Origin of the sequence: Paenibacillus hubeiensis, from assembly GCF_032334105.1 — a bacterium.
Classification (GTDB): Bacteria; Bacillota; Bacilli; order Paenibacillales; family Paenibacillaceae; genus Paenibacillus; species Paenibacillus hubeiensis.
Map to the genome: position 1 here is coordinate 100,468 of NZ_JAVYAE020000012.1, position 25,943 is coordinate 126,410.

At 51.0% G+C, this 25,943-nt stretch carries 27 protein-coding genes and 1 pseudogene; 7 read left to right on the forward strand and 21 right to left on the reverse strand.

Features of this window, described 5'->3' with window-relative positions; genetic code table 11:
• Positions 1 to 2 precede the first annotated feature (2 nt).
• From RSX24_RS24335 to RSX24_RS24345, 3 genes are all read right to left on the reverse strand, one after another.
• Positions 3 to 647, reverse strand: a complete 645-nt coding sequence (locus RSX24_RS24335) for an amino acid ABC transporter permease (RefSeq protein ID WP_236420497.1) — start codon at positions 645 to 647, stop codon at positions 3 to 5.
• 30 nt (positions 648 to 677) lie between these two features.
• On the reverse strand, positions 678 to 1,514 hold the full coding sequence (locus tag RSX24_RS24340; protein WP_236420585.1) for a substrate-binding periplasmic protein: 837 nt from the start codon (positions 1,512 to 1,514) through the stop codon (positions 678 to 680).
• A gap of 168 nt (positions 1,515 to 1,682) precedes the next feature.
• Positions 1,683 to 2,315, reverse strand: a complete 633-nt coding sequence (locus RSX24_RS24345; RefSeq protein WP_343262012.1) for a TetR/AcrR family transcriptional regulator — start codon at positions 2,313 to 2,315, stop codon at positions 1,683 to 1,685.
• Between the two features lie 189 nt (positions 2,316 to 2,504).
• Here RSX24_RS24345 and bacA point away from each other — a divergent pair, with 189 nt between their 5' ends.
• Complete coding sequence (bacA, locus tag RSX24_RS24350; protein WP_236420495.1) at positions 2,505 to 3,347, forward strand: undecaprenyl-diphosphate phosphatase; 843 nt, start codon at positions 2,505 to 2,507, stop codon at positions 3,345 to 3,347.
• Positions 3,348 to 3,431: 84 nt separating this feature from the next.
• On the opposite strand, the gene RSX24_RS24355 is transcribed toward bacA, so the two are convergent.
• The 5 genes from RSX24_RS24355 to RSX24_RS24375 form a co-directional block, all read right to left on the reverse strand.
• Entirely contained in the window at positions 3,432 to 3,614 is a 183-nt protein-coding gene (locus tag RSX24_RS24355) for a hypothetical protein (RefSeq protein WP_339274704.1), read from the reverse strand.
• A 173-nt stretch (positions 3,615 to 3,787) separates the two neighbouring features.
• Complete coding sequence (locus RSX24_RS24360) at positions 3,788 to 4,114, reverse strand: thioredoxin family protein (RefSeq protein WP_236420493.1); 327 nt, start codon at positions 4,112 to 4,114, stop codon at positions 3,788 to 3,790.
• Between the two features lie 94 nt (positions 4,115 to 4,208).
• The gene (locus tag RSX24_RS24365) at positions 4,209 to 5,117 is read right to left on the reverse strand and encodes an aldo/keto reductase (protein WP_236420492.1); all 909 of its coding nucleotides are present in this window, start codon (positions 5,115 to 5,117) and stop codon (positions 4,209 to 4,211) included.
• 419 nt (positions 5,118 to 5,536) lie between these two features.
• The gene (gene gpmA / locus RSX24_RS24370; RefSeq protein ID WP_236420491.1) at positions 5,537 to 6,280 is read right to left on the reverse strand and encodes a 2,3-diphosphoglycerate-dependent phosphoglycerate mutase; all 744 of its coding nucleotides are present in this window, start codon (positions 6,278 to 6,280) and stop codon (positions 5,537 to 5,539) included.
• Positions 6,281 to 6,351: 71 nt separating this feature from the next.
• Entirely contained in the window at positions 6,352 to 6,936 is a 585-nt protein-coding gene (locus RSX24_RS24375) for a DUF420 domain-containing protein (protein WP_343262013.1), read from the reverse strand.
• Between the two features lie 376 nt (positions 6,937 to 7,312).
• Between RSX24_RS24375 and RSX24_RS24380 the strand changes: the two genes are divergently transcribed.
• Together RSX24_RS24380 and RSX24_RS24385 are read left to right on the forward strand one after the other, a co-directional pair.
• On the forward strand, positions 7,313 to 8,509 hold the full coding sequence (locus RSX24_RS24380; protein WP_236420489.1) for a cation:proton antiporter: 1,197 nt from the start codon (positions 7,313 to 7,315) through the stop codon (positions 8,507 to 8,509).
• Positions 8,510 to 8,824: 315 nt separating this feature from the next.
• Positions 8,825 to 9,477 (forward strand): annotated as a pseudogene (locus tag RSX24_RS24385) (transcriptional regulator).
• Positions 9,478 to 9,771: 294 nt separating this feature from the next.
• Here RSX24_RS24385 and RSX24_RS24390 read toward each other — a convergent pair.
• From RSX24_RS24390 to RSX24_RS24435, 10 genes are all read right to left on the reverse strand, one after another.
• The gene (locus RSX24_RS24390) at positions 9,772 to 10,257 is read right to left on the reverse strand and encodes a DedA family protein (protein WP_339274710.1); all 486 of its coding nucleotides are present in this window, start codon (positions 10,255 to 10,257) and stop codon (positions 9,772 to 9,774) included.
• A gap of 13 nt (positions 10,258 to 10,270) precedes the next feature.
• On the reverse strand, positions 10,271 to 10,825 hold the full coding sequence (pssA, locus tag RSX24_RS24395; RefSeq protein WP_236420487.1) for a CDP-diacylglycerol--serine O-phosphatidyltransferase: 555 nt from the start codon (positions 10,823 to 10,825) through the stop codon (positions 10,271 to 10,273).
• Between the two features lie 19 nt (positions 10,826 to 10,844).
• Positions 10,845 to 12,608, reverse strand: coding sequence for a sensor histidine kinase (locus tag RSX24_RS24400; RefSeq protein ID WP_236420486.1), 1,764 nt, complete (start codon positions 12,606 to 12,608; stop codon positions 10,845 to 10,847).
• Complete coding sequence (locus RSX24_RS24405) at positions 12,605 to 13,285, reverse strand: response regulator transcription factor (RefSeq protein WP_236420485.1); 681 nt, start codon at positions 13,283 to 13,285, stop codon at positions 12,605 to 12,607. Before RSX24_RS24405 ends, RSX24_RS24400 begins: the two co-directional genes overlap by 4 nt.
• Positions 13,286 to 13,512: 227 nt before the next feature.
• Positions 13,513 to 14,328 (reverse strand): bifunctional hydroxymethylpyrimidine kinase/phosphomethylpyrimidine kinase, encoded by an 816-nt coding sequence (thiD, locus tag RSX24_RS24410; protein ID WP_236420484.1) that lies wholly within the window; start codon positions 14,326 to 14,328, stop codon positions 13,513 to 13,515.
• 104 nt (positions 14,329 to 14,432) lie between these two features.
• Positions 14,433 to 15,131 (reverse strand): ABC transporter permease, encoded by a 699-nt coding sequence (locus RSX24_RS24415; protein ID WP_236420483.1) that lies wholly within the window; start codon positions 15,129 to 15,131, stop codon positions 14,433 to 14,435.
• Positions 15,124 to 16,047 (reverse strand): ABC transporter ATP-binding protein, encoded by a 924-nt coding sequence (locus tag RSX24_RS24420; protein WP_343262014.1) that lies wholly within the window; start codon positions 16,045 to 16,047, stop codon positions 15,124 to 15,126. Before RSX24_RS24420 ends, RSX24_RS24415 begins: the two co-directional genes overlap by 8 nt.
• Before the next feature lie 145 nt (positions 16,048 to 16,192).
• On the reverse strand, positions 16,193 to 17,125 hold the full coding sequence (locus RSX24_RS24425) for a sensor histidine kinase (protein ID WP_343262015.1): 933 nt from the start codon (positions 17,123 to 17,125) through the stop codon (positions 16,193 to 16,195).
• Complete coding sequence (locus tag RSX24_RS24430) at positions 17,122 to 17,796, reverse strand: winged helix-turn-helix domain-containing protein (protein ID WP_438286884.1); 675 nt, start codon at positions 17,794 to 17,796, stop codon at positions 17,122 to 17,124. The genes RSX24_RS24425 and RSX24_RS24430 overlap by 4 nt, the downstream gene beginning before the upstream one ends.
• A 241-nt stretch (positions 17,797 to 18,037) precedes the next feature.
• Positions 18,038 to 18,880, reverse strand: coding sequence for a DegV family protein (locus RSX24_RS24435; protein WP_236420480.1), 843 nt, complete (start codon positions 18,878 to 18,880; stop codon positions 18,038 to 18,040).
• 304 nt (positions 18,881 to 19,184) lie between these two features.
• Between RSX24_RS24435 and RSX24_RS24440 the strand changes: the two genes are divergently transcribed.
• The 4 genes from RSX24_RS24440 (at position 19,185) to RSX24_RS24455 (ending at position 22,545) form a co-directional block, all read left to right on the forward strand.
• On the forward strand, positions 19,185 to 19,961 hold the full coding sequence (locus RSX24_RS24440) for an ABC transporter permease (RefSeq protein WP_339274715.1): 777 nt from the start codon (positions 19,185 to 19,187) through the stop codon (positions 19,959 to 19,961).
• Entirely contained in the window at positions 19,958 to 20,758 is an 801-nt protein-coding gene (locus RSX24_RS24445; protein WP_236420478.1) for an ABC transporter permease, read from the forward strand. Before RSX24_RS24440 ends, RSX24_RS24445 begins: the two co-directional genes overlap by 4 nt.
• A gap of 21 nt (positions 20,759 to 20,779) precedes the next feature.
• Entirely contained in the window at positions 20,780 to 21,748 is a 969-nt protein-coding gene (locus RSX24_RS24450; protein ID WP_343262052.1) for an ABC transporter ATP-binding protein, read from the forward strand.
• A 119-nt stretch (positions 21,749 to 21,867) separates the two neighbouring features.
• Complete coding sequence (locus RSX24_RS24455) at positions 21,868 to 22,545, forward strand: succinylglutamate desuccinylase/aspartoacylase family protein (protein WP_236420477.1); 678 nt, start codon at positions 21,868 to 21,870, stop codon at positions 22,543 to 22,545.
• A gap of 110 nt (positions 22,546 to 22,655) precedes the next feature.
• Here the strand turns inward: RSX24_RS24455 and RSX24_RS24460 are convergent, their stop codons facing one another.
• From RSX24_RS24460 to RSX24_RS24470, 3 genes are read right to left on the reverse strand one after another with little or no spacing between them, the layout of a single operon-like run.
• Positions 22,656 to 24,182: a glycoside hydrolase family 32 protein gene (locus RSX24_RS24460; protein WP_343262016.1), complete on the reverse strand. Its 1,527-nt coding sequence runs from the start codon at positions 24,180 to 24,182 to the stop codon at positions 22,656 to 22,658.
• 44 nt (positions 24,183 to 24,226) lie between these two features.
• Positions 24,227 to 25,054 carry a carbohydrate ABC transporter permease gene (locus RSX24_RS24465; protein ID WP_343262017.1) on the reverse strand — a complete coding sequence of 276 codons (828 nt, stop codon included), beginning with the start codon at positions 25,052 to 25,054 and terminating at the stop codon, positions 24,227 to 24,229.
• A complete protein-coding gene (locus RSX24_RS24470; protein WP_343262018.1) occupies positions 25,054 to 25,938 on the reverse strand; it encodes a carbohydrate ABC transporter permease in 885 nt (294 codons plus the stop codon). The genes RSX24_RS24465 and RSX24_RS24470 overlap by 1 nt, the downstream gene beginning before the upstream one ends.
• Positions 25,939 to 25,943 lie beyond the last annotated feature (5 nt).

Genomic DNA, 25,943 nt, shown 5'->3' on the forward strand with positions numbered 1-25,943 from the left:
ATTCAGTAAGCCCGGGCCAACCGGCGCTCCACCTGTTCCAAGATGGCCGAGAAACCGATGCTCATTATCCAATAAATTACGCCGATCGCCAAATAGAACGGCATGTTCACATAGTACTGCGATACGAGCAGCTGCGCGGAGCGAAGCAATTCGGTGACGCCGATGGCGGCCACGAGCGACGTTTCCTTCAGCATGCCGATGAAGGTATTCCCCATCGGCGGGATCGCGATGCGGACCGCCTGCGGAAACACGATCCTCCACATCGTTTGGGATCTCGACATGCCGGTAGCATAAGCCGCCTCGCTTTGCCCTTTAGGGACAGCCTGAATGGCACCCCGGAACGTTTCAGACAGGAAGGCCCCCGCGTTCAGACTGATAGCAAGACAAGCCGCCGTAAGTGATCCCAGCGTGACGCCGTAATCCACCAACCCGTAATATATGACGAATAATTGCACCAGCAGCGGGGTTCCCCGCATGATGGATACATAGAAGCGGGCGATCAGCCTGAGCCACACCGGACCTTTCAAGCGGGCGATGGCTACTAATATCCCGATAAAGAAGGCAAAGAACATCGATATTACCGTGACGTACAGCGTGTAATACGCCCCCTTCAGAAAGAAGGGGATATTTTCAAATACCAGTTCCATGGATCAAACTTCCCTTCGTCCTGCATGTTTTTACTTCGCAGGCTCTTCCCCGAACCATTTTTTGAAAATGGTCTTGTACGTGCCGTCATCCTTCATGGCTTTCAGAGCTTCGTTCACTGCAGCTACCAGTTCCGGATTGTTTTTGCGGACCGCGATGCCGGCCTGATCGCTTTTAATCGCTTCCCCTACCGCTTTGATCTGGAATCCGTTCTCGTCCACGATCGGTTTGAGGGCGTACATGTTGTTGATGGTTGCATCGATTCGGCCTGCATCAAGATCCTTCAAGGAAGTGATGACGTCATCGTAGGTTTTGATCGTGAAGTCTCCGACTTTCGGCAGCACTTCATTGCGCAGATACGATTCATCGTTGGTGCCAAGTCCGACCCCGATCGTTTTCCCTTTGAAATCCTCCAGCTTGGCGATGTCGTTGTTCGTCTTTTTCACGATGATTTTAACTTCGTTCGTAATGTATGGATCGCTGAAATCCAGCGCTTTCTTGCGTTCATCCGTAATCGTCATTTGGCTGACGATGGCATCCAGCTTTTTGGATTGCAGGCTTGGGATCAGTCCAGAGAATTCCTGGGAAACAAACTCGACCTTAACGCCGATGCGTTTGGCTACCTCGCGCGCGATATCCGCGTCGAAACCGTCCATTTCCTTTTTATCGTTCAAGAAGTTGTACGGAGGGTATGTACCCATCATGCCTACCTTCATGACACCGGCCGATTTGATCTGCTCCAGTTCATTGGCGGCTTTGGCCTCGTTGCCGGTTCCGCTGTTGGACGTTTTGCTGCCACATGCGCTAAGTACAAGCACGGTCAACAGCAGCAGGGTCGTCGTCAGTGTCCAGCCTTTGCGATGTTTGATTCCATCGGATTTCGTACGAATATTCATGGGATTAACTTCCTCTCATTCATGTTGTTAATGATCTTGGGCCAAGTTCATTTGGCCATCAAAGGTGACGGGACGGGACATTAGCATTATTCCCCTTGCCCGGCTGAATCATGTAAACCTTGGAACGTTGCATACGTCCCGCTATGAACCGAGCAAACCGTAGAACTCAAAACTTGCCGCCTCGGAAGCTAGAGCTTCCGGGCTAATTTGCCCTACATCTGTGTGCAGTTCATCGGAGCCGAATAACCACCGTGTAATCATGCCTTCAATCATGCTTACAAGCAGCGCCGCCCTGACGGGAACATTCATCGTCTTTGGCAGCATGCCAAGTTCGATCGCACGTTCCATATTGTGTCGAAATGCCTTTTCCACCGCTCCACGTGTATCTTCCACAAGATGGCTGACCGATTCTTCTCTCACAATGCCGCGCAAGAGCAGTTCCATAAAATAACGATTTTCTGCGGCAAACGTAAACAAATCGATGAACAGACGTTCGGATGCCTTCACCATGTCTTCGATGCTTCCCGCATCCTTGCGGTATCCTTGGCCTATGGCCTCTAGCAGTTTCTCCCGCCCGGTCAGAACGATCTCCTCTGCGATGGCTGCCTTGCTCTTGAAATGCCAATAGAACGTTCCTTGAGCGACGCCGGCTTCGCGCACAATATCCGATATTTTGGTCTGTTGGTATCCCTGTACGGCAAAACGCTCTGTGGCAATTCGAATAATCTGGTCGCGGCGTTCTTCGCCCGGTTCCATTGGGTTGAGTTTGGACATTTGAAATCCTCCCGATTGATCAGTCAGTCAATAGTAATATCCTATTGGATAACTGGGTTTTTGTCAATATGGTTTTAATTTCATAATTTCCTGCATATGTTGAAGTTAGAGGCGTTTCTGATCATAATAGATGTTAGTCTGGTTCAGCATGCGATTTCTGGACTGGCATTGTCAAGCAGGACAGGCTTTATGCCGTCGTCTGCATTTCAAGGAGGAAGAGCATTGGATATTTTATCATCGATTATTATGGGCATTATCGAAGGTTTGACTGAGTTTTTGCCCGTGTCCTCGACCGGACACATGATTCTGACTGCCCACCTGTTGGGCTTATCGGAGGACAACGAGTCAGTCAAAACGTTTGAGGTGGTGGTTCAACTCGGGGCCGTGCTTGCTGTAGTGGTGTTATATTGGAACAAATTCATCGATATGTTCCGCTTCACCGGGGGCAAGCGAAGTTATGGCAATCGTCTGAATCTCCTCCACATCTTCTTGGCAATGGTTCCTGCGGTGGTGATCGGTCTGGTCTTCCGGGATTGGATCAAGGCTCACCTGTTTGGACCGCAAACGGTCTTGTACAGCCTTGTTATCGGCGGGATCCTGATGATCGTGGCAGAGCTTTGGAGCAAACGCAGCCGCCGAATTACGACGCATGACGTCGATGATATTACCTATACCCAGGCATTTGTTGTAGGCCTATTTCAAATTTTGGCCCTGTGGCCGGGCTTTTCCCGCTCCGGATCGACCATCTCGGGCGGTTTGTTCGCCGGAATAAGCCGGGTCGCCGCAGCCGAATTCACCTTTCTCGTATCCGTGCCGATTATGTTCGGTGCCACAGGTTATGATCTATACAAGAGTATGGACCATTTGGCCACGACGGATTTCCCGGTGTTTGCCGTTGGTTTTATCGCCGCATTCATCGTAGCCATGCTGGCCATCAAAACGTTCCTTTCCGTTCTGAAGCGTTTGAGCCTTTCCGTATTCGCGGCGTATCGCTTCGTGCTTGCAGCAGTCTTTTTCTTCATCTTGATGTAACGCAAATGGCGGCCTTCGTTCCTTTCGGAACGCGGCCGCTATTTCATTGTTCTCCTATAGCTACAAATATATGTATACGACAAATTACGACCACTTCTTGGCTTGAACTTCCTTTCTCGACTTGCGGTACTCCAACCTTCGAAGCAGATTAAAGCGGTTCCGCTTCCTCTCCTCCAACATTTGCCTCATGCCTCGAATCAACAAACGGTATCTCAGATCGTCTTCATGGCTCAACTGATGCATTTCTTGAAAAAAAACTTTATTCATCATTGTCTCTCCCACTCCACAATTCTGTCTATACTCTATTCATTATATAGATACGTACTAAACAAAATCTCAACATAGCTCGTTTCTTGTCGAGAACTGCCTTTTTGAGTCGGAAAATAAAAAAACAAAAACCGCCTGAATGTAACTTTCGGGCGGTTTTTGTTGTCGCATGATTATACTTTGGATTCCAGTGTCTCCAAATACTCTGAAATTTGTGCCGGGGTTTTTGCCCATTTGCTGTGAAGGTGAGCAAGCTTTTGTCCATCCTTGAACACCAGCAGGCTCGGGATGCCCCGTACGCCGTTTTCTTCAGCGATCGGCTGGAATTTCTCCGCATCCATGGCATAGAACGTTTTGTCTGCATGCTGATCGATGACGTCACCGATAAAACGGTCGAGGTTTTTGCAATCCGGGCACCAGGTCGTGTCGAATTTGATGACGGTCAGGCCGTCTCCTTGAATCAATTCCTGATATTGTTGTTCGCTTTGAATACGTTCCATAGGTTCTTCACTCCTTGATCGGTTTTTCTGATTTTAGGGTGCTGCCTTCTCATTGTACCTCTTTTGGTTACAATTGAAAACAGGCCTGCGTTGATCATCGATGCTGCGTGTACCGATTCGCCGGACGAATCGCTTGAATCTCTTCGATTTCGGCCGACGTAAGCGGTGCTGCATCCGCTGCCGCAATGTTGTGCAGCAGCTGTTCCCTTGAACTTGCACCCGGCACCACTGCAGCAACTGCCGGGTGAGCCAGCGCATACCGTATGGCCGTCTGGGCCATGCTCCGCTGTTCGCTTACAAACCGGGCGAGTCCTTCGCGAATGGCGAGCAGCTCTGCTGGCGTGTAGTCCAAGTACCCTTTTTCCACTTTGGTTGCCCCAGAATCGGCAAGCACGCCGCTGGCAACCGGACCGCGCGCAATCACGCTGATCCCGTTCTGCTTCAACAGGGGCAATACTTCTTCTTCGGCACGGCGGTCTGCCACGCTGTACTGATTCATTACGCTCGCAATGGATGCTCTGCGCACATATTCCCGAATCACGTTGGGACGTATGGAGGAGATGCCGTAATAACGGATTACGCCTTCCTGCTTCAACTCCTCGAACGCCTCGATCGTCTCTTCGATCGGATCGTCGAGGGTTCCTCCGTGCAGTTGATACAAATCGATATAATCCGTCTTCAAACGCTTCAAGCTCTCATGAACCGCAGACTTGATATAAGCCTTGGACGGATCCCAAACCCAACCTTCTTTCCCGGGGTGACGCCGATTGCCTACCTTGGTAGCGACGATAACCCGATCGCGGCGGCCCTGGATGGCCTGTCCCACGATTTCTTCGTTCCGCCCGGCATCGTACAAATCCGCCGTATCCAGCAGGTTAACCCCACGATCCAACGCTTCATGGATAAGAGCCACCGCAGGCCCCATCTCGGTTCCGAGCGACATGCAGCCCAGGCCGATTTCTCCAACCATCAGCTCTGATGAACCCAATCGGTTTTGCTTCATTATGGTTCTTCCCTCCCATACGTTGCCTCATTTTGCACCATTCGATCCCATTCGATTTCTATAGAAACCCGCATTAATCAATTACACAAGGCCACTGCGAGTGCAGTACCATCTTCCGATCGCTGTTATCCCCAGATTTTTTTGAATCCCCTTACTAAGGGGAAAATCCGGTGATAAGCCTATGCTTCCGATGCAGCTTTCTTTCAGAAAGCTTTTAGGCGACCGCTTCGCTTCTCCAGATTGGTTCTGCCTCTCCGTTAACGTGTGTATGTTTTTTGCGGTTTATATAGCGGGATACTTTGTTGCTCTACAGGTAACCATTGTAACATTGTTCATTGCAAAAATCGCTTCATTCGAAACGAAAAAGCAGCCTGTCCGACGAATTGCCGGGCAAGCTGCGGTTATGTGTTCGTTTTCCATCAATCCGTCGGCGTGGCTGCATGGGTCATTTCTTCGTGTTTATAAGTGGAGCCGTCCGCAGTCAGGTAGAAATGACCTGTCGGATGAAGATCATCATCCAGCTCATATACGAGCGGAATGCCTGTCGGAATGTTCAAATCCATGACGTCCGCTTCCGACATCTGATCCAGATGCATGACCAAGGAGCGGAGCGTATTGCCGTGAGCGGAAACCAGCACTCTTTTGCCCGATGCCACTGCCGGTTTAATCTCATTTTCCCAATAGTCCAGTACCCGCTTGGACGTGTCCATCAGGTTTTCGGTACGCGGAATGGTGCAGCCCAGCCGGGAGTATTTGTCCTGATCCTGCAAATAACGCTCATCGTTACCATCCAAGGGCGGCGGGGAAACATGAACGGAACGTCTCCATTCCCGAACCTGATCTTCCCCGTATTTGAGCGCGGTTTCCTGTTTGTTGAGCCCTTGGAGAGCGCCATAATGACGCTCGTTGAGCTTCCACGTTTTGGTGATCGGAATCCACATCCGGTCCATCTCGTCCAGCGCGATATCCAGCGTTCGGATGGAACGTTTCAACACAGAGGCATACGCGCAATCGAAATCAAAGCCCTGCTGCTTCAAAATCCTTCCCGCCTTGCGGGCCTCACCGTAACCATCCTCGGTCAAATCCACATCGGTCCAGCCTGTAAACCGATTTTCGACGTTCCACATGCTCTGTCCATGACGAATCAAAACGATCCGGTGCATCGTCGCGTTCCCTCCTTCCGAGCCTCATCTTTCATTGACTTAAACTTTTGGTGTGGCAGTGTATCTCTCCATCAATAGTAAGGTGCCATCATCAGGTAAACAACGACTCCCGTGGAACTGACGTACAGCCAGATCGGCATCGTCCAACGGGCAATTTTGCGGTGCTTCTGCAATTGGTTCGTCCAGCCCCACACCAGCGTAAAGAGTGCAAGCGGAACGATAATGGCCGCAAGGACGCTGTGCGTGATCAGAATGAAGAAATAAATGGAACGAATGATACCCTCTCCACCATATTTGGACGTCTCTGGAGAGAGATAGTGGAAGCTCAGATACGTCACCAGGAATAATAACGTGGTCGAAAACGCGGCCAGAATAAAACGTTTGTGCAGCTTCACGTTCCGCTTGATGATGGTGATCAGCCCCGCAAGCAAGAAAATGAAGGTGAAACTGTTAAACACCGCATTGAAGCGCGGCAGCACCGTAATATCGAAGTTGATGTCACCCTTGTAACCGATCGACGGCGCAAAAAACAGCAATAAAATAATGACATTGGCAAGAATGGAAATCGTGATAATGATGCCTGCAAAGTTTTTGTTCGTTGTCGGGGCCGGGGTATTGGCCTTCTTGCTCGGGTCCCCTTGATCATATTTGCCCAATGCAAAATCCTCCTCATATGCTACATCTATGCTCTATGTCATTATATCTTGCCAATTGTCGACTGTTAAGTGACAACACTTCGAACAAACCAGGCGGTATCCAGCATTTAATCTGCCCTTTTCTAGCGAATTCCATCCAAAGGTGCACTGGCCGTTTTGCCTTTAGCATCGTTATATGGTATAATTGAATAAATCACATATGAGCGTTAGAACTGGAGGAGCCTGTCACCAAGGGCTTCTCTTTGTCTTTTTCAGGGCATGTAGAGGCACTCACTTGAGCGTCGTTTTACATGCTTTTTTTATTTGAGAGAAACGCGCAATGAATGCATGTCCTTGGTACAGGTTATTTTAATAACGCTGCAGGAAGGAGCATTTCATGGAATTCATTTTGGTATTGGCCCTTATTTTAATATTCACCAAACTTGCCGGCGATTTATCGGTGCGTCTTGGCCAGCCCTCTGTGTTGGGAAAATTGATCGTTGGCGTGATTCTTGGGCCTGCATTGCTTGGCTGGGTAGAGAACAGCGATTTCATTCATTACATGGCCGAAATCGGCGTTCTGCTGCTGATGTTCATTGCCGGTCTTGAAACAGACCTCGAACAGCTGAAGAAAAACTGGAAGGCCGCCTTTGCCGTTGCGGTTGGAGGCGTGATCCTTCCGTTCATCGGAGGTTATGGCTCCGCTCTTGCTTTCGGCATGACGCAAGCGCATGCCTTGTTCTTCGGCTTGCTCTTCTGCGCCACGTCGGTCAGCATTTCGGTGCAAACGTTGAAGGATATGAATCAGCTCGGCTCTCGCGAAGGAACGACGATACTCGGTGCGGCCGTGGTGGACGATGTGCTTGTTGTTGTTTTGCTTGCCGTCATGATGAGCCTATTGGGGACTGGGACAGGTGCCGAAGAGGTATCCATCGCGTTATTGATCGGCAAAAAGCTTTTGTTTTTCGTGGTGGTCATCGCCGCAAGCGTCTTCCTTGTCCCGCGCGTCATGAAATGGATGGCGCCGCTGCGCGTCACCGAAACCGTCATTACGGCAGGGTTGATTATTTGTTTCGGTTTTTCTTACTTTGCCGAATGGATGGGCGTAGCCGGAATTATCGGTGCATTTGCGGCAGGTATTGCCATCTCGCAAACCGGCTTCAAACAAGAGGTAGAGCATAAAATCGAGCCCATTGCCTACAGTATCTTCGTGCCCGTATTCTTTGTCAGCATTGGGCTTAACGTTACTTTTGAAGGTGTAGGTTCACAAATCGGCCTGATCGTCGTCATCAGCCTCGTCGCCATCGTCACGAAGCTGCTCGGGGGCGGTGCAGGCGCCTTATTAACCGGATTCGATCGGAAGTCGGCGCTGGCCATCGGTTCAGGCATGATTTCCCGGGGAGAGGTTGCCCTGATTATCGCATCGACGGGGCTTGCCTCCGGACTGCTGGACAGCCAGTATTTCACAAGCGTCGTCATTATGGTGATTGTGACCACTCTGGTAACGCCGCCGCTGTTGAAATTGACGTTTGCGAGGAAAATAGGGACGGATCGGATTGAAGAAGACGTTAAACAGTCCGGTGTTCACGGATAACTTTTAAGCGACTGCTTCGCTTCTTCCCCCCCGTATTAAGCATTCGCAATTGGACTCTGCTGAGAGACGATGTTATTGTCAATATGCTTTGTTACAGCTATACTGGATCTATCATATGATCCGGTCGTGAAGCACACGCCGCTTTGACATATATCCTTACCTTCATGGGTGAGGTGATTGTCGGAGCGGCTTTTTGCGTTCATGTTTATTGGCACGAGCGCTCGATGGTGCAGAACGCCGCAACCGTAGACGGTAGATGAGAGTGGAGTAGAACATCATACGATCCAAACCATATGAAGGAGTTGAACAAGTTCAATGGCCATTGGTTTTGAGGAAACCTATGAGAAATGGTTACAATCGTTGTTGGCCGGAGAGACCAACCCGAGAAGGAGGACAAGAATTGAAAACGGTCTGGAACATGACACGTTGGAGTTTTTAGCAATGTCTGGTTTCCGGCTGTTGGAAGCTTCAGACACTTGCAGCCTGAAGGGGAGGTACGCGACTTTCACAACGGTTATCGATATCTCGATTTGGTCTACCTGCCCGGTAACGGTGTCAAAGGGGGCATCGAAATCCAGGGAAATGGACCTCATGCCCGCGATCTGGACGTTCGCCGTTTTAAGGATTTATGCTGGAGGCATTGTCTGCTCACACTAGATGGTTGGACCTTTCTACCGATTGCGTATCTCTCCATTAAGGACGAACCTAAACGGTGCCAACAGCTGGTGCTGGCGTTTATCGGCAAATTTGCAGCGACCGAGGCGCCCTTGGCGCTGAATTGGGTCGAAGCAGAAAACGTGCGGTTTGCCAGACGTTTGCTGCGTCCCTTTACGCCGGCTGAGTTGGCTGCCCATTTGAGAGTGACCGACCAGCATGTGCGCCGAATTCTGCACAGTATGGTGGATCAACAGGTTCTGGAAGTAGCCAACGGCCAGGAAAGGTACCGTACCTATATGTTACGAACCTGAGACACCTTATTCCCTGCTTCTCGTGCAGGCTCATTTTCTAACGAACTTTAGACACGTTATTTGGGAGTTAAATGTATTTCTCTGGCCCAATACTCCAAATAGCGACGCTCAGGTTCGTTAGAAGTATTAGCGCCCCTAAAACATATAATTAAGACGCCTCATGTTCGTTAGGGTTTGGGTAGCTGATTCGCGTTCACACGGGTAGGTTTATATCAACTATAAACCGAAAACAAAAAAGACCACTCCGTATAAAAAGAGGTCTTTGTCCTTGCCGCATACATCAGCTTGTCCATATCAAGTAATGACGCCTACGTAAAATCCGATCGAAATAAACACCACGCACCATATGAACGCACCAATGCCGGATACGACAACGTATCTTCCAAAGGCCATACGGCTTATTCCCGAGAAACAGCACATCAAATGGCGAATGCCGGGAATGAAGTATCCAAGAATGATCGACCAGTATCCATATTTCTGAAACCAGGTCTCTACCCTGATCAAACGTTTGGGGTTAACGCCGATCCATTTGCCGTACTTTTCCACCAAGGGCCTGCCTGCTTTTTTGCCGATGGTGTAGCTGAGCAGCCCGCCGGTAAAGGCCCCTCCAAAGCTGACAACGATGGATGCGGAATAATTCAAGACCGAGATCGAGGCGAGATAACCGACAAAGGTCATCATCACCTCATCCGGGATTGGCATGCCGATGACGCCAAGGGCCAGCAGTCCGTAAATGGCAAAGTAGCCGTACTGGCCGATAAACTCTTTTGCTAACTCCATACTGTGTCGCTCCTTACCTCTTGCTTCGATTCCACGAGATCCTTCTCTCTTGCGGGGCTAACACCTGTTTCAATGATGGAAAACGAATTTGGCTAACCATTAGTGCGGATAAAACGACAATAACCAGGTAAGCGACACCATGCGTAAAATACGGACTCCAGAGGGCGAAAAAGGACATCAACCCGCCCGCAAACGTAATCGGCATGCCGACAAAACCGTTCGTTGCCGTCTTCTGGCAATTGTAACGCGCCAAACGAAGCGCACCGCATACCGGGAACAATGCCGTCAGTGCCATGCCCAGCACACCCACGCTGCCCATGGAATTCAAATATAAAATCAGCACCGGGGCTGTCCCGAAGGATACGACATCCGCCAGAGAATCCAGCGCTTTGCCGAAGTCGCCCTCACAATGCAGTTTACGTGCGGCAAAACCGTCAAACAGGTCAAAAAACATCGCAACCCAAATCATCGTAACCGCCAGCGCGAATTCGCCATGAATGGCCATGATGATCGCCAGCATGCCCGAAGCCAGATTGCCCAGCGTTAAAATGGACGGTAAAGCTTTCATAGACTAACTCCCTTTCGTACTAATCATTAGGAAAAATAATATAAAATCGAACTCCATCAGGCGTGTTTTCCACGCCGTAGCTGCATCCGTGCAGGTCAAGAATTTGCTTCGCAATGGCCAGACCCAGACCGGTCCCGCCCATTTTGCGATTGCGGGAGCGCTCCACGCGGTAGAACCTCTCCCAAATATATTGGCGATCGGCTTCCGAAATGCTTTCTCCTTTGTTCTCGATGGAAATGCGCACCCGGCCTTCAAGCCTGTTGATTTCAATCATAATATCGGTTTTCGGCACGGCATGGCGGATCGCGTTCATCAACATGTTGTATATGACTTGCTCCAGTTTGCCGCGATCCCCTTCCACCGTCTGTTCCGTTGTGGCAGCCAGCACCACGTCCAAATGTTTTTCTTTCAGCTGCGGGCCAAGCCGCCCGGCAATATCTTCAACCATGTCCACAAGGTCGACCGCTCCCATCGTTAACTTGATCGCTTGCGATTCCAGCCGAACGAGATCAAGCATCTCTTCCACCATCGTCTCCATCTTGGCGGCCTCATCGGCGATGATTTCGATGTAGCGTTCTTTTTTGCTTTCGCTCACACCATCCTTAAGGCCTTCAGAATACCCTTTGATGATGCTAAGCGGCGTTTTGAGCTCATGGGACGCATCGGCGAAAAATTCCCGCTGCCGCTTTTCGATACGCTGCTTCATTTCCATGTCCGATCGCATTTGGCTGTTGGCCTGCCGCAGTTCCTTAAGCGTCTGGTCCAGCGTTGTCGATAACGCGTTCAGACTATCGGACAGGCTGCCGATTTCATCGTTGCGCCGGATGGGCGACCGTACGGTGAAATCCAGCGTGGACATTTTTTTGGCCACATGGTTCAGCGAAAGCAGCGGTTTCGTAACAATCCGGGATAATAACAGGGACAGGAACACAATCAACACGACGGCTGCAATTCCGAAATAGGCATAGAACAACTGCGTTGCTTCGCCGGCCTCTCTCATTTCCTGCAAAGAGGTCAACGAAAACAACAATTGGTTTGGGGAACCGTTGCTGCTGTGCACGGCAGCGATGGTGATAACATTGCGCACGCCGCTCCAGCTGTCGGTCCATTCCTCACTGATCATTTTCCCATCTGCCAGGCTGAGCTGATCTTCCGTCGACAAGGGAAAGCGACTGTCCAGTGCCTGCACCAGCAAACCCTGCCGCTGACTCCAGGTGGACAGATTCGGAAGAACCACTTCCGTAATGACGCCTTTCCAATCTTGAACGGGCTCCCCCAATTCCTGAAAATCCTCAATCCCCCACACGGTGGAACTGTCATCCCTGATCTTGAAAGGATAGACCATCGTATCGTCCTGGGCGGCACTCGCCGGACCCGTCACGGTCAACGGCTTCCCGAATCTCAGGTGCGTGGCAATCCATCCGGCATTTTCGCTGTTGATGAACAACGACAAAGATACTTTGATCTTGCTCCCGTCTTCCAGTTGCAGGGTAACGTGAAAAGGATCGTTTACCAGTTTGCCGGTCTTCGTCAGGATGACGAGATGCGACTGGCTTTGTCGCATGAATCTCCCCGTTTCCTTTGCCAGCTGCATGTCGCTCCATCCGCCCGCTGCATATTGGCGTTCGAAGTTGGCGAGTTTTTTCTTGACGCTGCTGATCTTCTGATGCTGATAAAAATCGGGAAACCAGGCCAGTTGGGCAACCATCGTCGTTCCGTATAAAAGAATAAGAAAGCCCGCCATGATCAGAAACAGCTTGATCGTAATGCCGTTGCGTCTCATACCTCCGCCTCGAACCGGTATCCGGTGCCGATGACGGTCCGGATGCATCTCGCTTCGTCCCCAAGCTTGCTGCGCAGCTTCTTGATATGGGTATCCACCACCCGGGAATCGCCGTCGAAATCGAATCCCCATACCCGATTCAATATGGCGTCACGGGATAACACGATGCCTTGATTGCGTGCCATGTAGAGCAGCAATTCATATTCTTTGGGCGCAAGCTCGATCTCCGCCCCGTTCTTCTCCAGCCTTCTTGCCCATGGGTCCAACACGGCTTCGCCGAAACGAATGACGCCCTGCTCCCTGCTGAGCGCGCCTTCCACCCGTTTCATTAGCGTCTCTGCCCGTGCGACCAGCACGCGTGGGCTAAAAGGTTTAGTCACATAATCGTCCACGCCAAGATGGAAGCCATGAATTTTGTCATCATCCTCTGACTTTGCCGTCAGCATGATAATAGGTACGGTCGATTTGGAACGAATATGCCCGCATAACGTCCAACCGTCCATTTCCGGCATCAGTACGTCGAGAATGACAAGGTCCACCTGGTGAAGTTCAAACAATTCCGAAGCTTCAACGCCGTTCTCCGCTTCGATCACGTTCCATTGTTCTTTTATGAAATAATCGGCCACAATCTCGCGAATGCGGCTCTCGTCTTCCACCAGAAGCACTGTTCTGACCATGACCGACTCTCCTTTTATCTTTCTTTCATTAACATAACGAGTCCATGTGTCGTTCATGTGTCCTCTCCAATGAAGGAAGGTATAATGATGTATACGAATAATACATGTAAGAAGTTACTAATTTAACCAAGGCTCCGCACAAAAAAAGGTTGTCAACGAGCCTGCCTGCCCATTGACAACCACCACATTCGATCCCTTTTTCTCAGGTTTGCTTCTAATTACGGCGTCTATCCGTTCTGTTTATCCAAACGGTGCGCCATATGCAACGTCGGGCCGACAAAACGATTCAGCGGGAATCCTCCGGCAATCGCTTTGGTTACGAAGGCTTTTCCTTCGCGAACGGCGTCCTTCACGGACAATCCGCGTGCCAGGCCTGCGGTTATTGCCGCAGAAGTGGTGCAGCCCGCGCCATGCGTATAACCGGAGCCCACGACGTCGGCTTCAAACCATTCGTAGTTTTTACCGTCATAGAGAAGGTCCATCGCTTTTCCCGGATTGATCACGCCTCTGTCCTTAATCAGGACGTGCTTTGCTCCGTGATCGTGAATGGCGGCGGCAGCCTCCTCCATTTTCTCTTTGGAACGGATCGGACCACTCTTGGCCAATTGCGAAGCTTCGAACAGGTTCGGCGTCACCAGATCGGCGCCAGGCAGCAAAAATTCGATCATGGCTTCCGTATTTTCGGGTTGCAGCACTTCATCCGTGCCTTTGCACACCATAACAGGATCAATGACGATCTGCGGCAAACCGCTGCGGCGAACGTGTTTGGCCACAAGCTCGATAATATCGACGGAACCGAGCATGCCCGTTTTCATGGCATCAAAGCCGATGCCGTCCAGGACCGTGCGAAGCTGCGCTTCCACCACATTCAGCTCCACCGGGAAAACCTGGTGATCCCATGTCTCGGGTTCCATAGCTACAACCGTCGTCAGCACGGTCATGCCGTAAACGCCAAGCTCCTGGAATGTTTTTAAATCAGCTTGTATTCCTGCACCGCCACTCGTATCCGAGCCGGCAATAGTCAATGTTTTTGGAATTGTCATGATAGTCGCATTCTCCTTCGTGGTTCAGTTGACCTTATCCTATCCCTTGTAAGAGCGGATGTCAATGGCCTCAGAAGCCCGCTGGAGAAGGGGTTTCCCGGATTTCAATGCACGTCCTTCATCTCCAGGCGATGCATGGACATCGAGGCAATCCACAGCCCAACGAGGCCAAGCGCAACAGGAATCACGATGATCGTATTGATGGATACGGAAGGACCGTTAACGCCCGAGCACACGACGAAAACAAGCAGGACGGAAGCAACAATCGTCGATGTCGCCGAATGTTTGCGCATGCCGAAAAATAAAGGAATGAGGGCCATTGCCGCGGCCGAAAGCGAACTGATTGTGTATTTTACCAACAGCAGACCGATCTCTTCCATAGTTACCGAGTCGCCGATAAATGGATAATAATGATTGACCGTCATCAAGGCAGCCCCCATCAGCAGGTCGGTAAACAGGATCATGGCAAACGTGAAGGCAAAAACGATGATCAATTTGGCGGCAATCAGCTTATGGCGTTTAATTGGATAAGTAAACATCACGCTCATCGTTTTATTTTTGTATTCACTGATGATCATCCTGGACAGCAAAGCCCCCGCAAAAACGATATACACTGCCCTCGAAAACGTATCAATTAGGATGAAGGAAACAGCATGCGTTGAAAACGCGTAGTCTTCTGCTCCCCAATCCACAATTCCAATCATGATTAAAAAAGCGAGAATGATCGAATTCGCAATGGCTGCGTACATAAAGTTCCGGGAGAACCGATGTTTGCGCCATTCCAGTGAAATCAATTTAAGCAACGTCATCATCCCCCTTTACCAAGTTGATGAAGTGCTCCTCCAAAGAGTGTGCCCGTTTGAAGACCGATTCAATCGCCACGTCATGCCGGACTAACCCGGTTGTCAGGTCTGCCGGGGACAGGCCCGGATCGTACACGCGCAAAGTGCGCTCATTCAACAGCTTGTAATTGTTCAGCTTCAACTCGTGTTCCATCACGTAAGCCGCCCTGCTGGCATCGACGACCTGCAATTCAATGTACTCCCCATGCGTGGTGCGAATTTCCTCCATCGACACTTCCTCGATCAGCCGCCCGCGTCGAATGACGCCGACCGTGTCTGCCATCTGTTCGATCTCGCCGAGGATGTGGCTGGAGATGATCAGCGTAATCCGGTATTCCGAACGAAGCATCTTGAACAACTCGCGCAGTTCCTTGATGCCGATCGGATCAAGACCGTTGATCGGTTCGTCCAGAATAAGGAGTTCAGGTGTGGTGATCAGCGCTCTCGCTATGCCTAGCCGTTGTTTCATGCCCAGCGAGAAATCCCGGACCGGCTTATTACCCGTATCTTTCAGGCCCACCGTCTCCATCATGCTGCCAATAACCTGTTTGTTGTGAAATCCCATGTATTCGCAATGCAGCTCCAGGTTTTCCCTTGCGGAAAGCTTGTCGTAGAAAACAGGATATTCGATGATGCTGCCCATACGTTTGAGAACTTCATACGAAGATGGGGTCAACTTTTCCCCGAACAGTTCGATTTCGCCGCCCGTCGGTTTCACGAGATTGGTCAACATTTTCATCAGTGTTGTTTTGCCTGCCCCGTTCGGACCCAGCAGCCCGTAAATTTCGCCCTGTTTGATATTTAGGCTGACATTGGATACGGCCTCTGATCCTTCATAAGCTTTGGTCACGCTAATCGTGCGCGCAATATATGTCATCGTTCTCGCATTCTCCTTTGGTACAGTCCCCGGCGGGTCGTTATATCTGTATTATAAAGAGAGAAACCGTCATTTCTATTACTCGAAACTTACAAAAATCTTAAGCTCGGCATCATATCTCCCTAACAAAAACCCCGCGGGGCATCTAACCGCCCTGCAAGCAAACGGAAAATACGGTTTCCTCATACGGAACGCTGTGCAAACCGATGCTTCCGCCCATGCGCTCCACAAGCCGTTTGGTGATGGTCAAGCCGAGACCGCTTCCCTGATAGAGCCGGTTTCGGGAATCTTCCAGCGTGTACATTCGCTCAAATACGTGATCGTGCTCCCGTTCGGGAATGCCCCTTCCCTGATCGCGGACGCTGATAACGACCGTTCCGTTTTCCTGCTTATCGACCGACAGACCAAGCACTTTGCCGTCTGCCCCGTATTTCATGGCATTGGTCACGAGATTATCGAGCACACGTTCAAGGGCCTCTTCGTTGGCTCTGACGAACACGTCCTCATCGGGAATGGACAGCTCGACCTGTATTTCCAAGTTTGTCAACAACTCGTAAAACGAAAGCACCTTCAATCGGCACAGCTCGCTGGCATTGACCCGGTCCATAATCAACTCCACATCCCCCGACTCCAGCTTGGCCAGGTTAAAAAAGGAAAGAATCAGGCGCAGCACCTCTTGCGTTTTGTCATGCAGCTTGGCGGTCATCGCCGCCCGTTCGGCTTCGGTAAGCTCCGTACGGTGAAGCAGCGTTTCGCTGTAACCGAGCACAACGGTAAGAGGCGTTTTCAAATCATGCGAAATGTTGGAGAGCATATGGCGTATTTCCTTTTCCTGATTGGCATAACGCGCGCCTGTCCGGTGTGCGTGGTCCAGAAGCAAGTTGACGTCGGTCAGAATTTGCCTGATCTGAGGGTCGCTGCTGAACAGCAGCACCCTCTCGTAACTGCCTTCGTTAAGAATGGATGCCACTTTGTCGTGGATGTAGGTTAACTGCCGAGATCGTTGATGAAGTTTGGTCGCCAAGATCGCAACGACCAGAACCAGAACGGCGCTGAAGCCGCATACCACCCAGATCACCCCTGCCCCACCTCCAGTTTGTATCCGATGCCCCACAGCGTTTTAATATATTGGGGCTCAGACGGGTCGGCCTCTACCTTCTCCCGCAAACGGCGCATGTGCACATTGATGATATTTTCATCGCCATAGTACATGTCCTCCCACACCGAAGCGTAGATTTGCGCCTTTGTATACACTTTGCCCGGATGGGCAGCGAGCAGTTTCAAAATGCCGAATTCCTTGGATGTCAGCTTTACAGGTATGCCGTCGCGTTCTACTTCATACGTTTCCAGATCAATGACAAGCCCGCCGATGGAAATGCGTTCCGATTTTGATTTTTCGGTTGCGGCCGGCGCCTGTGCTCCGGCATAGTTGGCCCGGCGAATCGCCGCTTTGATCCGGGCAGTCAATTCGATAAGCGAAAACGGCTTCGCCACATAATCGTCAGCGCCGAATCCCAAACCAAGCGCCTTGTCCACGTCTCCATCCTTGGCAGATAAAATCAACACGGGTACCAAACTAACGGCGCGGATGGCCTGAAGAACATCCATCCCGTTTTGATGCGGCAGCATGAGGTCAAGAATGACCAGATCGAAATCCTTCTGCCGATCCATAAACAACTTCTCCGCCTCCAGTCCGTCATATGCATAGTGCACCTCATAGCCCTCATTTTCCAAATAAGGTCCCACCATCTCGCTAATCGAGCGATCATCCTCTACTAGCAGCAATCGATAAGCCGGCACAAAATCCCCCCAACAAACGTTTTCTCTAATTACCGCACAGTTTGCGAAAATTGGCAATGAACGGCTGCATCACAACATCAGCATATCGATTCTGCTCTCCAGAATAAAGACGCAAAAACCCGGGGCACGCTTGTCGGGAAGCGATTCACCGGGTTTAAATCGGATACTTCATATCGTTAATCTTTATGCACTAAGCCTTTTCGCTGCGAATCCAGCACATGCCGATGGTTCCCGCACCTGCGTGGATGCCTACAACGGAGATGAACGGCATGATCTCGGTTTTCAGTTTGGGCAGAAGGGACGCGATCTGCTGTTTGATGGACAGTGCTTCCTCGTGATTATCGGCATGCATGATGCAAACATGCTTTATTTTCTCCATATCCAGTTTGAGCACGTCCAGAATGCGCTGCTTGGCGCGTTTGAATGTACGGATTTTATCGTTGACCACCACTTTGCCTTCCTCAAAGCGCAGCAGCAGATGAATCTTGAGCAGCTGGCTGAGGAGCAATTGCGTTCCGGATACCCTTCCGCTTCGATGAAGCTGTTGCAGGCTGGCCGGAATGATATAAAAAGACATTTGTTCGATCATGCCTTCGATGTGCGATTTGATCTCGGAGGCGGTGCAGCCTTTTTTCTGCAATTCCAGTCCGGCCAAAATCATTTCCCGAAGAGGGTACGCCCCTGCCATGGAGTCAATTGCAGTCACCTCCACTTCCGCAATTTCCGCCGCTTGCATCGATGTGTTCAGCGTTCCGCTAAGGCCGGTTGAGCAATGTATGGCGATGATTTCGTCATACTCCCCCTTTAACGATTCATATAAGGCAACGAATTCGCCTATGGGCGGCTGTGACGTGCTAGCCCGGGAAGCTCCGGCGAGCTTTTCGTAAAACTGCTCCGGCGATAGTTCCTCCGTCTCGCGGAAACATTCTTCTCCAAATACGATGCGCAGCGGCACAATATACACGTGGTTTTGCCGTGCGAAAGCGGGTTCGAGCGTGCTTGTGCTGTCGGTGACCCATGCAATTTTCTTCATGACATCCTTCTCTCTTGCCGGATTGGTGATCCTGCATTTTTTCTCCAATGACATGCCCGGCTTGTTATTTTTTGGGGTTAATCATTCATGGTGTAAACGATTACGACCATACCCTTCCAGTATATAAGAACAGACCTGCCGCTGTCTTGCCGGCCATCGCGGAAGCGCTTCATAAATACCGTATTTTTCTAAAAAAATGTCTTGCTCGTGAAGGAATAAATTGGTATGATATTGTCCTTCTCTCTTTTTCGCCTTGACTGAAGTGAACGGAAACGCCGTTCAATACACTTATCGGAGGTGTCACATGCTTTATCTTACGTTGGCTTCCAAAGCCTACGCCCGAAATTTGCAATACCGCGGGGCCCACATGGTTCACAACCTGGCAAGCGCCATGTTTGGGTACATGTATGCCTGCCTCTGGATCGGGATCGGGGCCGATCATTCACTCGGGGAATACGGGACACAGGGGATGGTCAGTTACATTGCGTTTACGCAAGCTTCCCTCTGGATTTCGGGTTTCATGACTCAAGGCCTCGGCATACCGGCTGCGGTCAGGACAGGGCAGATTGCGCTCGACCTGATGCGACCGGTTCACCTGTTCACCCAATTGGTGGCTCGGGAATGGGGCCAAATCGCCTACCAGTTTTTGTACAAAAGCATCCCCATCTACTTGCTCTTCACCATTGTTTTTTCCCTGTCATGGCCTTCACAGGCCGAAACCCTGTTTACTGCAGCAATGGCTCTCGCCGGTGCGTCCTACCTGTCGATCTGCATGAATTACCTGATCGGGGCCACCGCGTTGTGGACGACCGAATCATCGTGGCTGCAATGGGGCAACCATGCCATGATCAATCTGCTGGCCGGATTTTTCATCCCGCTGGAATGGCTGCCGGACTGGCTGGAACGTGTTGCATGGCTGTCGCCTTATCCTTATTTGTTATATGTACCCACCCGAATCTATCTGGGCTATGAAACCGGCTCCCTGCTCTGGGGAACCTTGTTTTGGTGCGTACTTATGACCGGGTCCTGTCTGCTTGCCACCCATTTGCTGCGGCGCAAGGTGGAGGTGCAAGGCGGATGAAAAAAACATCCTGGTTTTCGTTATATACCATGCTCATTCGGGCAAGCATCCGCAGCCGGATGCAGTACAAATTCAACTTCATCCTCGCTTCTGTCCTGGCCGCGCTGATTCAAATCTGCGAATTTCTCATGGTCGCCCTTGTCCTGCACAAATTCGGTGCCATTCGCGGCTGGTCGCTGCATGAAATCGGATATCTGTTCGCCATGATGACGCTGTCCAAAACGCTCTACCGCTCCTTCGCAAACGAAGTGCATCACCTGGAAAAATACCTGGTCGGCGGCGAATTGGACCAGCTGTTAACCCGGCCCATGCCCGTTCTCCTGGCGCTGCTTCCGCAAAACTTTCGCATTATGGCCGGCGAGGTGCTGCAGGGCGGTTTCATTCTGTGCTGGTCGCTCGCCGGCATGATGCAAAACGGACAGATTGGATGGACGGCCATCCCGCTATCTTTGCTTATGATCGTTACCGGGGCCGTGATCCTGTTTTCCATCGGTCTGGCGACCGCCACCCTTGGATTCTGGACGACACGCATCGAGGAATTGCAAACGATTACCGAGGATGCCGCACGTACGGCGGCGCAATACCCGCTGACGTTGTATCCCAAGTGGATGTCAGGCTTCCTGCTGACGGTCATTCCCGTCGGTTTCGTCAATTACATTCCTTCGCTCTATCTGTTGCGGGGACAAGGAGGAGCGTGGGTATTGGCCGCTGTCGCTGCCGTTGCCGCAATCTGTCTGGCTGCCAGCCTCCGCTTCTGGAAATTCGGCATGACCAAATACCAAAGCACGGGAAGTTAAAGGAGGACATCTGCCATGAACATGATTACGGCAAACCAGTTGCAAAAGGAGTTTCGAACGCCAGTCGTGAGCGAAGGCCGCTTCTCCGGCTTGCGCACCCTGTTTTCAAGACAGTATCGCACCAAAGAGGCTGTCCGGGATATCAGCTTTGAGATCGCCCAAGGCGAATTTGTAGGGTATATCGGGCCCAACGGTGCAGGCAAATCCACCACAATCAAAATGCTGACAGGCATTCTTCACCCCACATCGGGGGAAGTTTTGCTGGCAGGCATGAACCCTCATCGCGAGCGCCGCAAAAGCGTGCGTCGCCTCGGCGTTGTATTCGGTCAGCGCAGCCAGCTCTGGTGGGACCTGCCGGTGAAGGATTCATACGACATTTTGGCTGAAATGTACGGGGTTCGTGCTTCCGACAAAAAACGGCGGCTGGACCAGTTCGCGGATCTGCTGGATCTGGAATCTTTCTGGGCTACGCCGGTCCGCAAGCTATCACTCGGACAACGCATGCGGGCCGATCTGGCCGCCTCCATGCTGCATGATCCGGAGCTGCTGTTTCTCGATGAACCCACCATTGGGCTCGACGTCAACGCCAAACGAAATATCCGTCAGTTTCTGAAAACATTGAATGAAGAATTCGGCAAAACAATACTGCTCACCACCCACGATATGGATGATATTGAGCAGCTGTGCAGCCGTGTCATGGTCATCAACCACGGCCAGCTTACGTATGACGGCAGCATTCCGGCACTGCGTGACGCGATTGGCCTGCCTACGCTGATTCAAGTCACCTATCGCAATGGGTTCCGCAGGCCGCATACGTTACCTGCTTCGATTCACATCGCCAATGTGGAGGAACGGGTTGTCACGGTGGAAGTCAATCGGAAGGAATGGCGCACGATGGATATTCTGAAACAGCTGGAGCAATGGGGAGAGATTGAGGATGTCGAGATGAAGGAACCCGACTTCGAAGACATTATCCACCGCGTGTACTGAGCTATATCACAAGCGTTGTTCGGCGGAAGCCCGATCTGGTCAAATTAGGCTCCTGCCTGTTCATTTGCCGTTTCGAACATGGGGGACATGACGTACTGTAGTAGTGGAGGTGAAGCGTCATGTTGGTCACAAAACATAGACTTGCGGCATCTACCCCCTATGCCACTCCCTACTATATGGTTAGAGCAGCCAGGCCGGGGCCGGTCATGATGATTACTGCAGGCATTCATGGAAATGAAACGGCGAGCATGACGGCCGCGCAGAAACTGGTAAACGATTGTGATACGGAAAGCGATTACATTCGGCGCGGGTTGTTGATTGTCGTTCCACGGGTGAACCAACAGGCATACAGTCGCAAAATCCGCGGCAAACCGGACCTGAATCGCACCTTTCCGCGAAAAAAATCAGGCAAAGCGACTCATCCACTCGCTTCAGCGCTATTCAAGCTTGCTTTGAAACATCACCCGGACTGGTGGCTTGACCTGCATGAAGCGAATGGATTATCCCAATTAAGCCGAAACGTGCTTGGACAGACACTCATCACCAATCCAGGAAGCAGCGCAATTCCTGCCTGCAGAAGGGCGATTCAGCGAATAAACCGGACCATTCCCAGACGTGATCTGCATTTCAACTTAAAGCAGCACGAATTGCCGGGGTCTGCCCGTACCGCAGCAAACCTGGTCCTTCAGGCACGTTCCGTGACCGTTGAAACGTGCTGGAGTCTGAAACGTTCGGATCGTATCCAATATCAGTCGGAAATGCTGCATCACTTCCTTAAGGAAGCTCGCATGATTTAAATCTAAGCATGGCGAAACCGCTGCGCTTTAGCGTAAGTTTGTTCAACGATAAAACCACCGTCTCCATAACTATGGAAAGCGGTGGTTTTTTGAATACATGCGATACCTATTTAGATATTGAACTCCAGATTCCATTTGCAAAGCTCTATTTGCATGCAGGGTCCGACCGAGAAAGCCGAGATGCCTGTGGCATCCGGACCAGGATAGATGCGCGCCGTCATCACCTGCTCTCCCCCCTGAATAAATACTTCAACCGAAGAGACGTCCACAAAAATTCGCAATTCCAATCGCCCCTGCTGCAACTCAACCTGCGTTGCCCGTTCTCCACCTGGGCCGCTTCCAGCTCGATCCCGATTAAGGGAAAGCCTCTGCCGTTCCACATCATACGAAATAACCGTTTCCTGTCCGTGGCCTGTGCGCAGCTTTAATCCAAACTGCTCGGCTTGCCCGGCTTCAAACACAGCATGCAGTTCGTAACAATTCCCATGCATGCCTGGATCACATGTCCCATCCAGCGAGGCACGGTACTGCTCCATGCCTTCTGAACGATAACGCGTAAGCTCCGCGACGGGCAAAAAATGCAATCGATCGCCCTTCAAGACAAGCTCGCGCGGCAAGGTCATTGCTCCAGCCCATCCGTGCCCTTGCTGCGTGGGTATATCCGTCTCCCAAGTCTCCATCCAAGCCATCATAATCCGGCGTCCTTGCTCATCCACCATCGTTTGGGGGGCGTAGAAATCAAACCCGCAATCCAGCGGATGGTATTGTTCATAGTCCAGCACGCCTCGTTCCACATCGAGGGAACCAACCATATATACTGTGGAATGCAAATTCCGATAGTTGTCCATCTGGGCCGGCATCCGCTGAGGAGACATGATTAGGACGTCCTTGCCACCAAGGGAAAACAGGTCGGGACATTCCCAATTGTCCCCAAGCGTTCCATCACTTTGCGCCAAAACGTTCACATAGCTCCATGTCTCGAGATCGTCAGAACGGTACAGCAGAATGACTCCCTGCCCTGCCCCATCATTCGAGCCCAATACGCAATAATAGCTGGCATCGCGCATAAACACCTTCGGGTCCCGGAAATCCTTGGAGCTGGTATGCTGCGGAATTTGATCCACACGGATGACCGGGTTCAGCGGGCTTTTGACGAAATCAATGCCATTGTCCGATACAGCCAGATTTTGCGTTTGAATATAATCGTTCTCTTTGTCGGGTCCAGTTACGACATGTCCGGTATACAGGAGCACCAAATTCCCATCCTTCACAATGGCGCTTCCAGAGAAGCACCCTCCGCTGTCGTATGTCTGATCCGGAGCGAGCGCAATCGGCAGATAGGACCACTTCACCAGATCCTTACTTACAGCATGTCCCCAATGCATCGGCCCCCATACTGGCGAATATGGATAATGCTGATAGAAAACATGATAGAACCCGTTGTAAAAGATCATCCCGTTAGGATCGTTCATCCACCCTGCTTCGGGCATCAAATGATAGTTGAGCCGGTATGTTGGGTCGATATGGCTGCGCTGGTCCGCAATATATCCATCGGCTTTCTCCCGCGTGTAACTCGGTTGTTCGTTCGCCTGCAATGGGCCAGCCCACGCTTTCTTTTCAGATGATTCCTGATTCATTAGCCTTCCACTCCTGTCTCTCTATGTGTATCAACAGATCACCGTTATTTGATGGAGCCTTGCATTACTCCTTGAATGATATACTTTTGGGCAAACATATACACGAGCAGCACGGGCAGCAGCGTCAGCACCAAACCAGCCATCAGTGGCCCGTAATCGACCGTGTAGGTGCCATAGAAGTAAAACGTAGACAACGGCAGCGTCCGCTGCTCGGATGAAGTCAGCACCAGGGACGGAAGCAAAAAGTCATTCCATATCCATAACACATTCAGCACCGTAATCGTCACGCTCGTTGGTAAAAGCACCGGCAGTACGATTTTGAAAAACGTTTGAATCCTGCCGCAGCCATCCATTAACGCCGCCTCTTCCAATTCGAGAGGGATGCTTTTGATGAAACCGTGATAGATGAAAACCGCCAGCGGGCTGCCAAAACCGATATACATGTAAATGAGGGACCATTTGTTATCCAGCAGGTTAAGCGAACCGTAAATTTTCACCAAGGGGATCATGATCGCCTGGAAAGGGATAATCATCGCAGAAACCATCAGAAAAAAAAGGTACTGGTTAAGCCGGCTTTTATGCCGAACGAAGAAATGCGCCGTCATTGCCGCGAGCAGGGCAATCAGCACAACTGCAGTTATCGTGATCAGCAGCGAGTTCCCGAATGCGGATACATAACCCATTTTAGTGAAAGCACTTACATAGTTATCCCATCGAAAGGCGGACGGCAATCCCAGCGGATTGGACGTAATGACCTGGTTTTCCTTGAACGAATTGATGATCAGCAGCAAAAAAGGAAACACAAACAGAACAACGGCGATCACTAGTAAAAAGGATTTGCTCCAGGAGATGATGCGTGATTGTCCTGCCATTATGCCTCAACCTCCAGTTTTTTGCTAAAGTAGACCTGAAGCAGCGTAACGGTGGCAACAAGTATAAACAGTACAAATGCCTCCGCCTGGCCCAACCCGTAATCACGCGCCAGAAAAGCCTGTTCATAAACGTGCATCGAAACCATTTCCGTGCTTTTGAAGGGGCCTCCGCTCGTCAGTGAAACGTTAAGGTCGTACACCATGAAACCTCGTTGAAGGGAAAGAAACACACATACGATAAAAGAGGGAACCATCAACGGCAATACGATGCGCATTAACATTCTGCGGCTGCCAGCGCCGTCAATGCTCGCTGCTTCCATCACGTCCTTGGGCACATTCATGAGTCCCGCAATATAGATCACCATCATGTACCCTGCATACTGCCACACCGTAACAATCACGAGTGCCCAAAAGGCTGTGTCAGGGTCCGCGAGCCAGGAAGCGCCAAACAGCGCGATGTTCAGCTTTTGTCCGGCGAACACCAGCACCTGATTGAAGATAAATTGCCATATGAATCCCAACACAATGCCGCCGACCAGATTTGGAAGGAAAAATCCCGCCCGGAACCAGCCTTGTCCCCGCATTCCCCGAGTAACGGCATAGGCCAGCAAAAACGCGACGGCGTTGGTCAGCAATACGGTGATGAACACATATTCCAGCGTCATGGCAAACGAAGTCCAGAACACCTTATCCTTGAATACGCCAACGTAATTCGCCCAGCCGACAAAACTTTGCTCCACGGCGATGCCGTCCCAGTTGGTAAACGTCAAATAAATACCGTATAAAAAAGGAACAATCATCACAGTAGCAAAGGCCAGCAGCGTGGGTCCCGTAAAAACAAGTCGTGTGCGCAAGCGCGCCCACATTCCTTTTTCGGTCAGCATGGTCA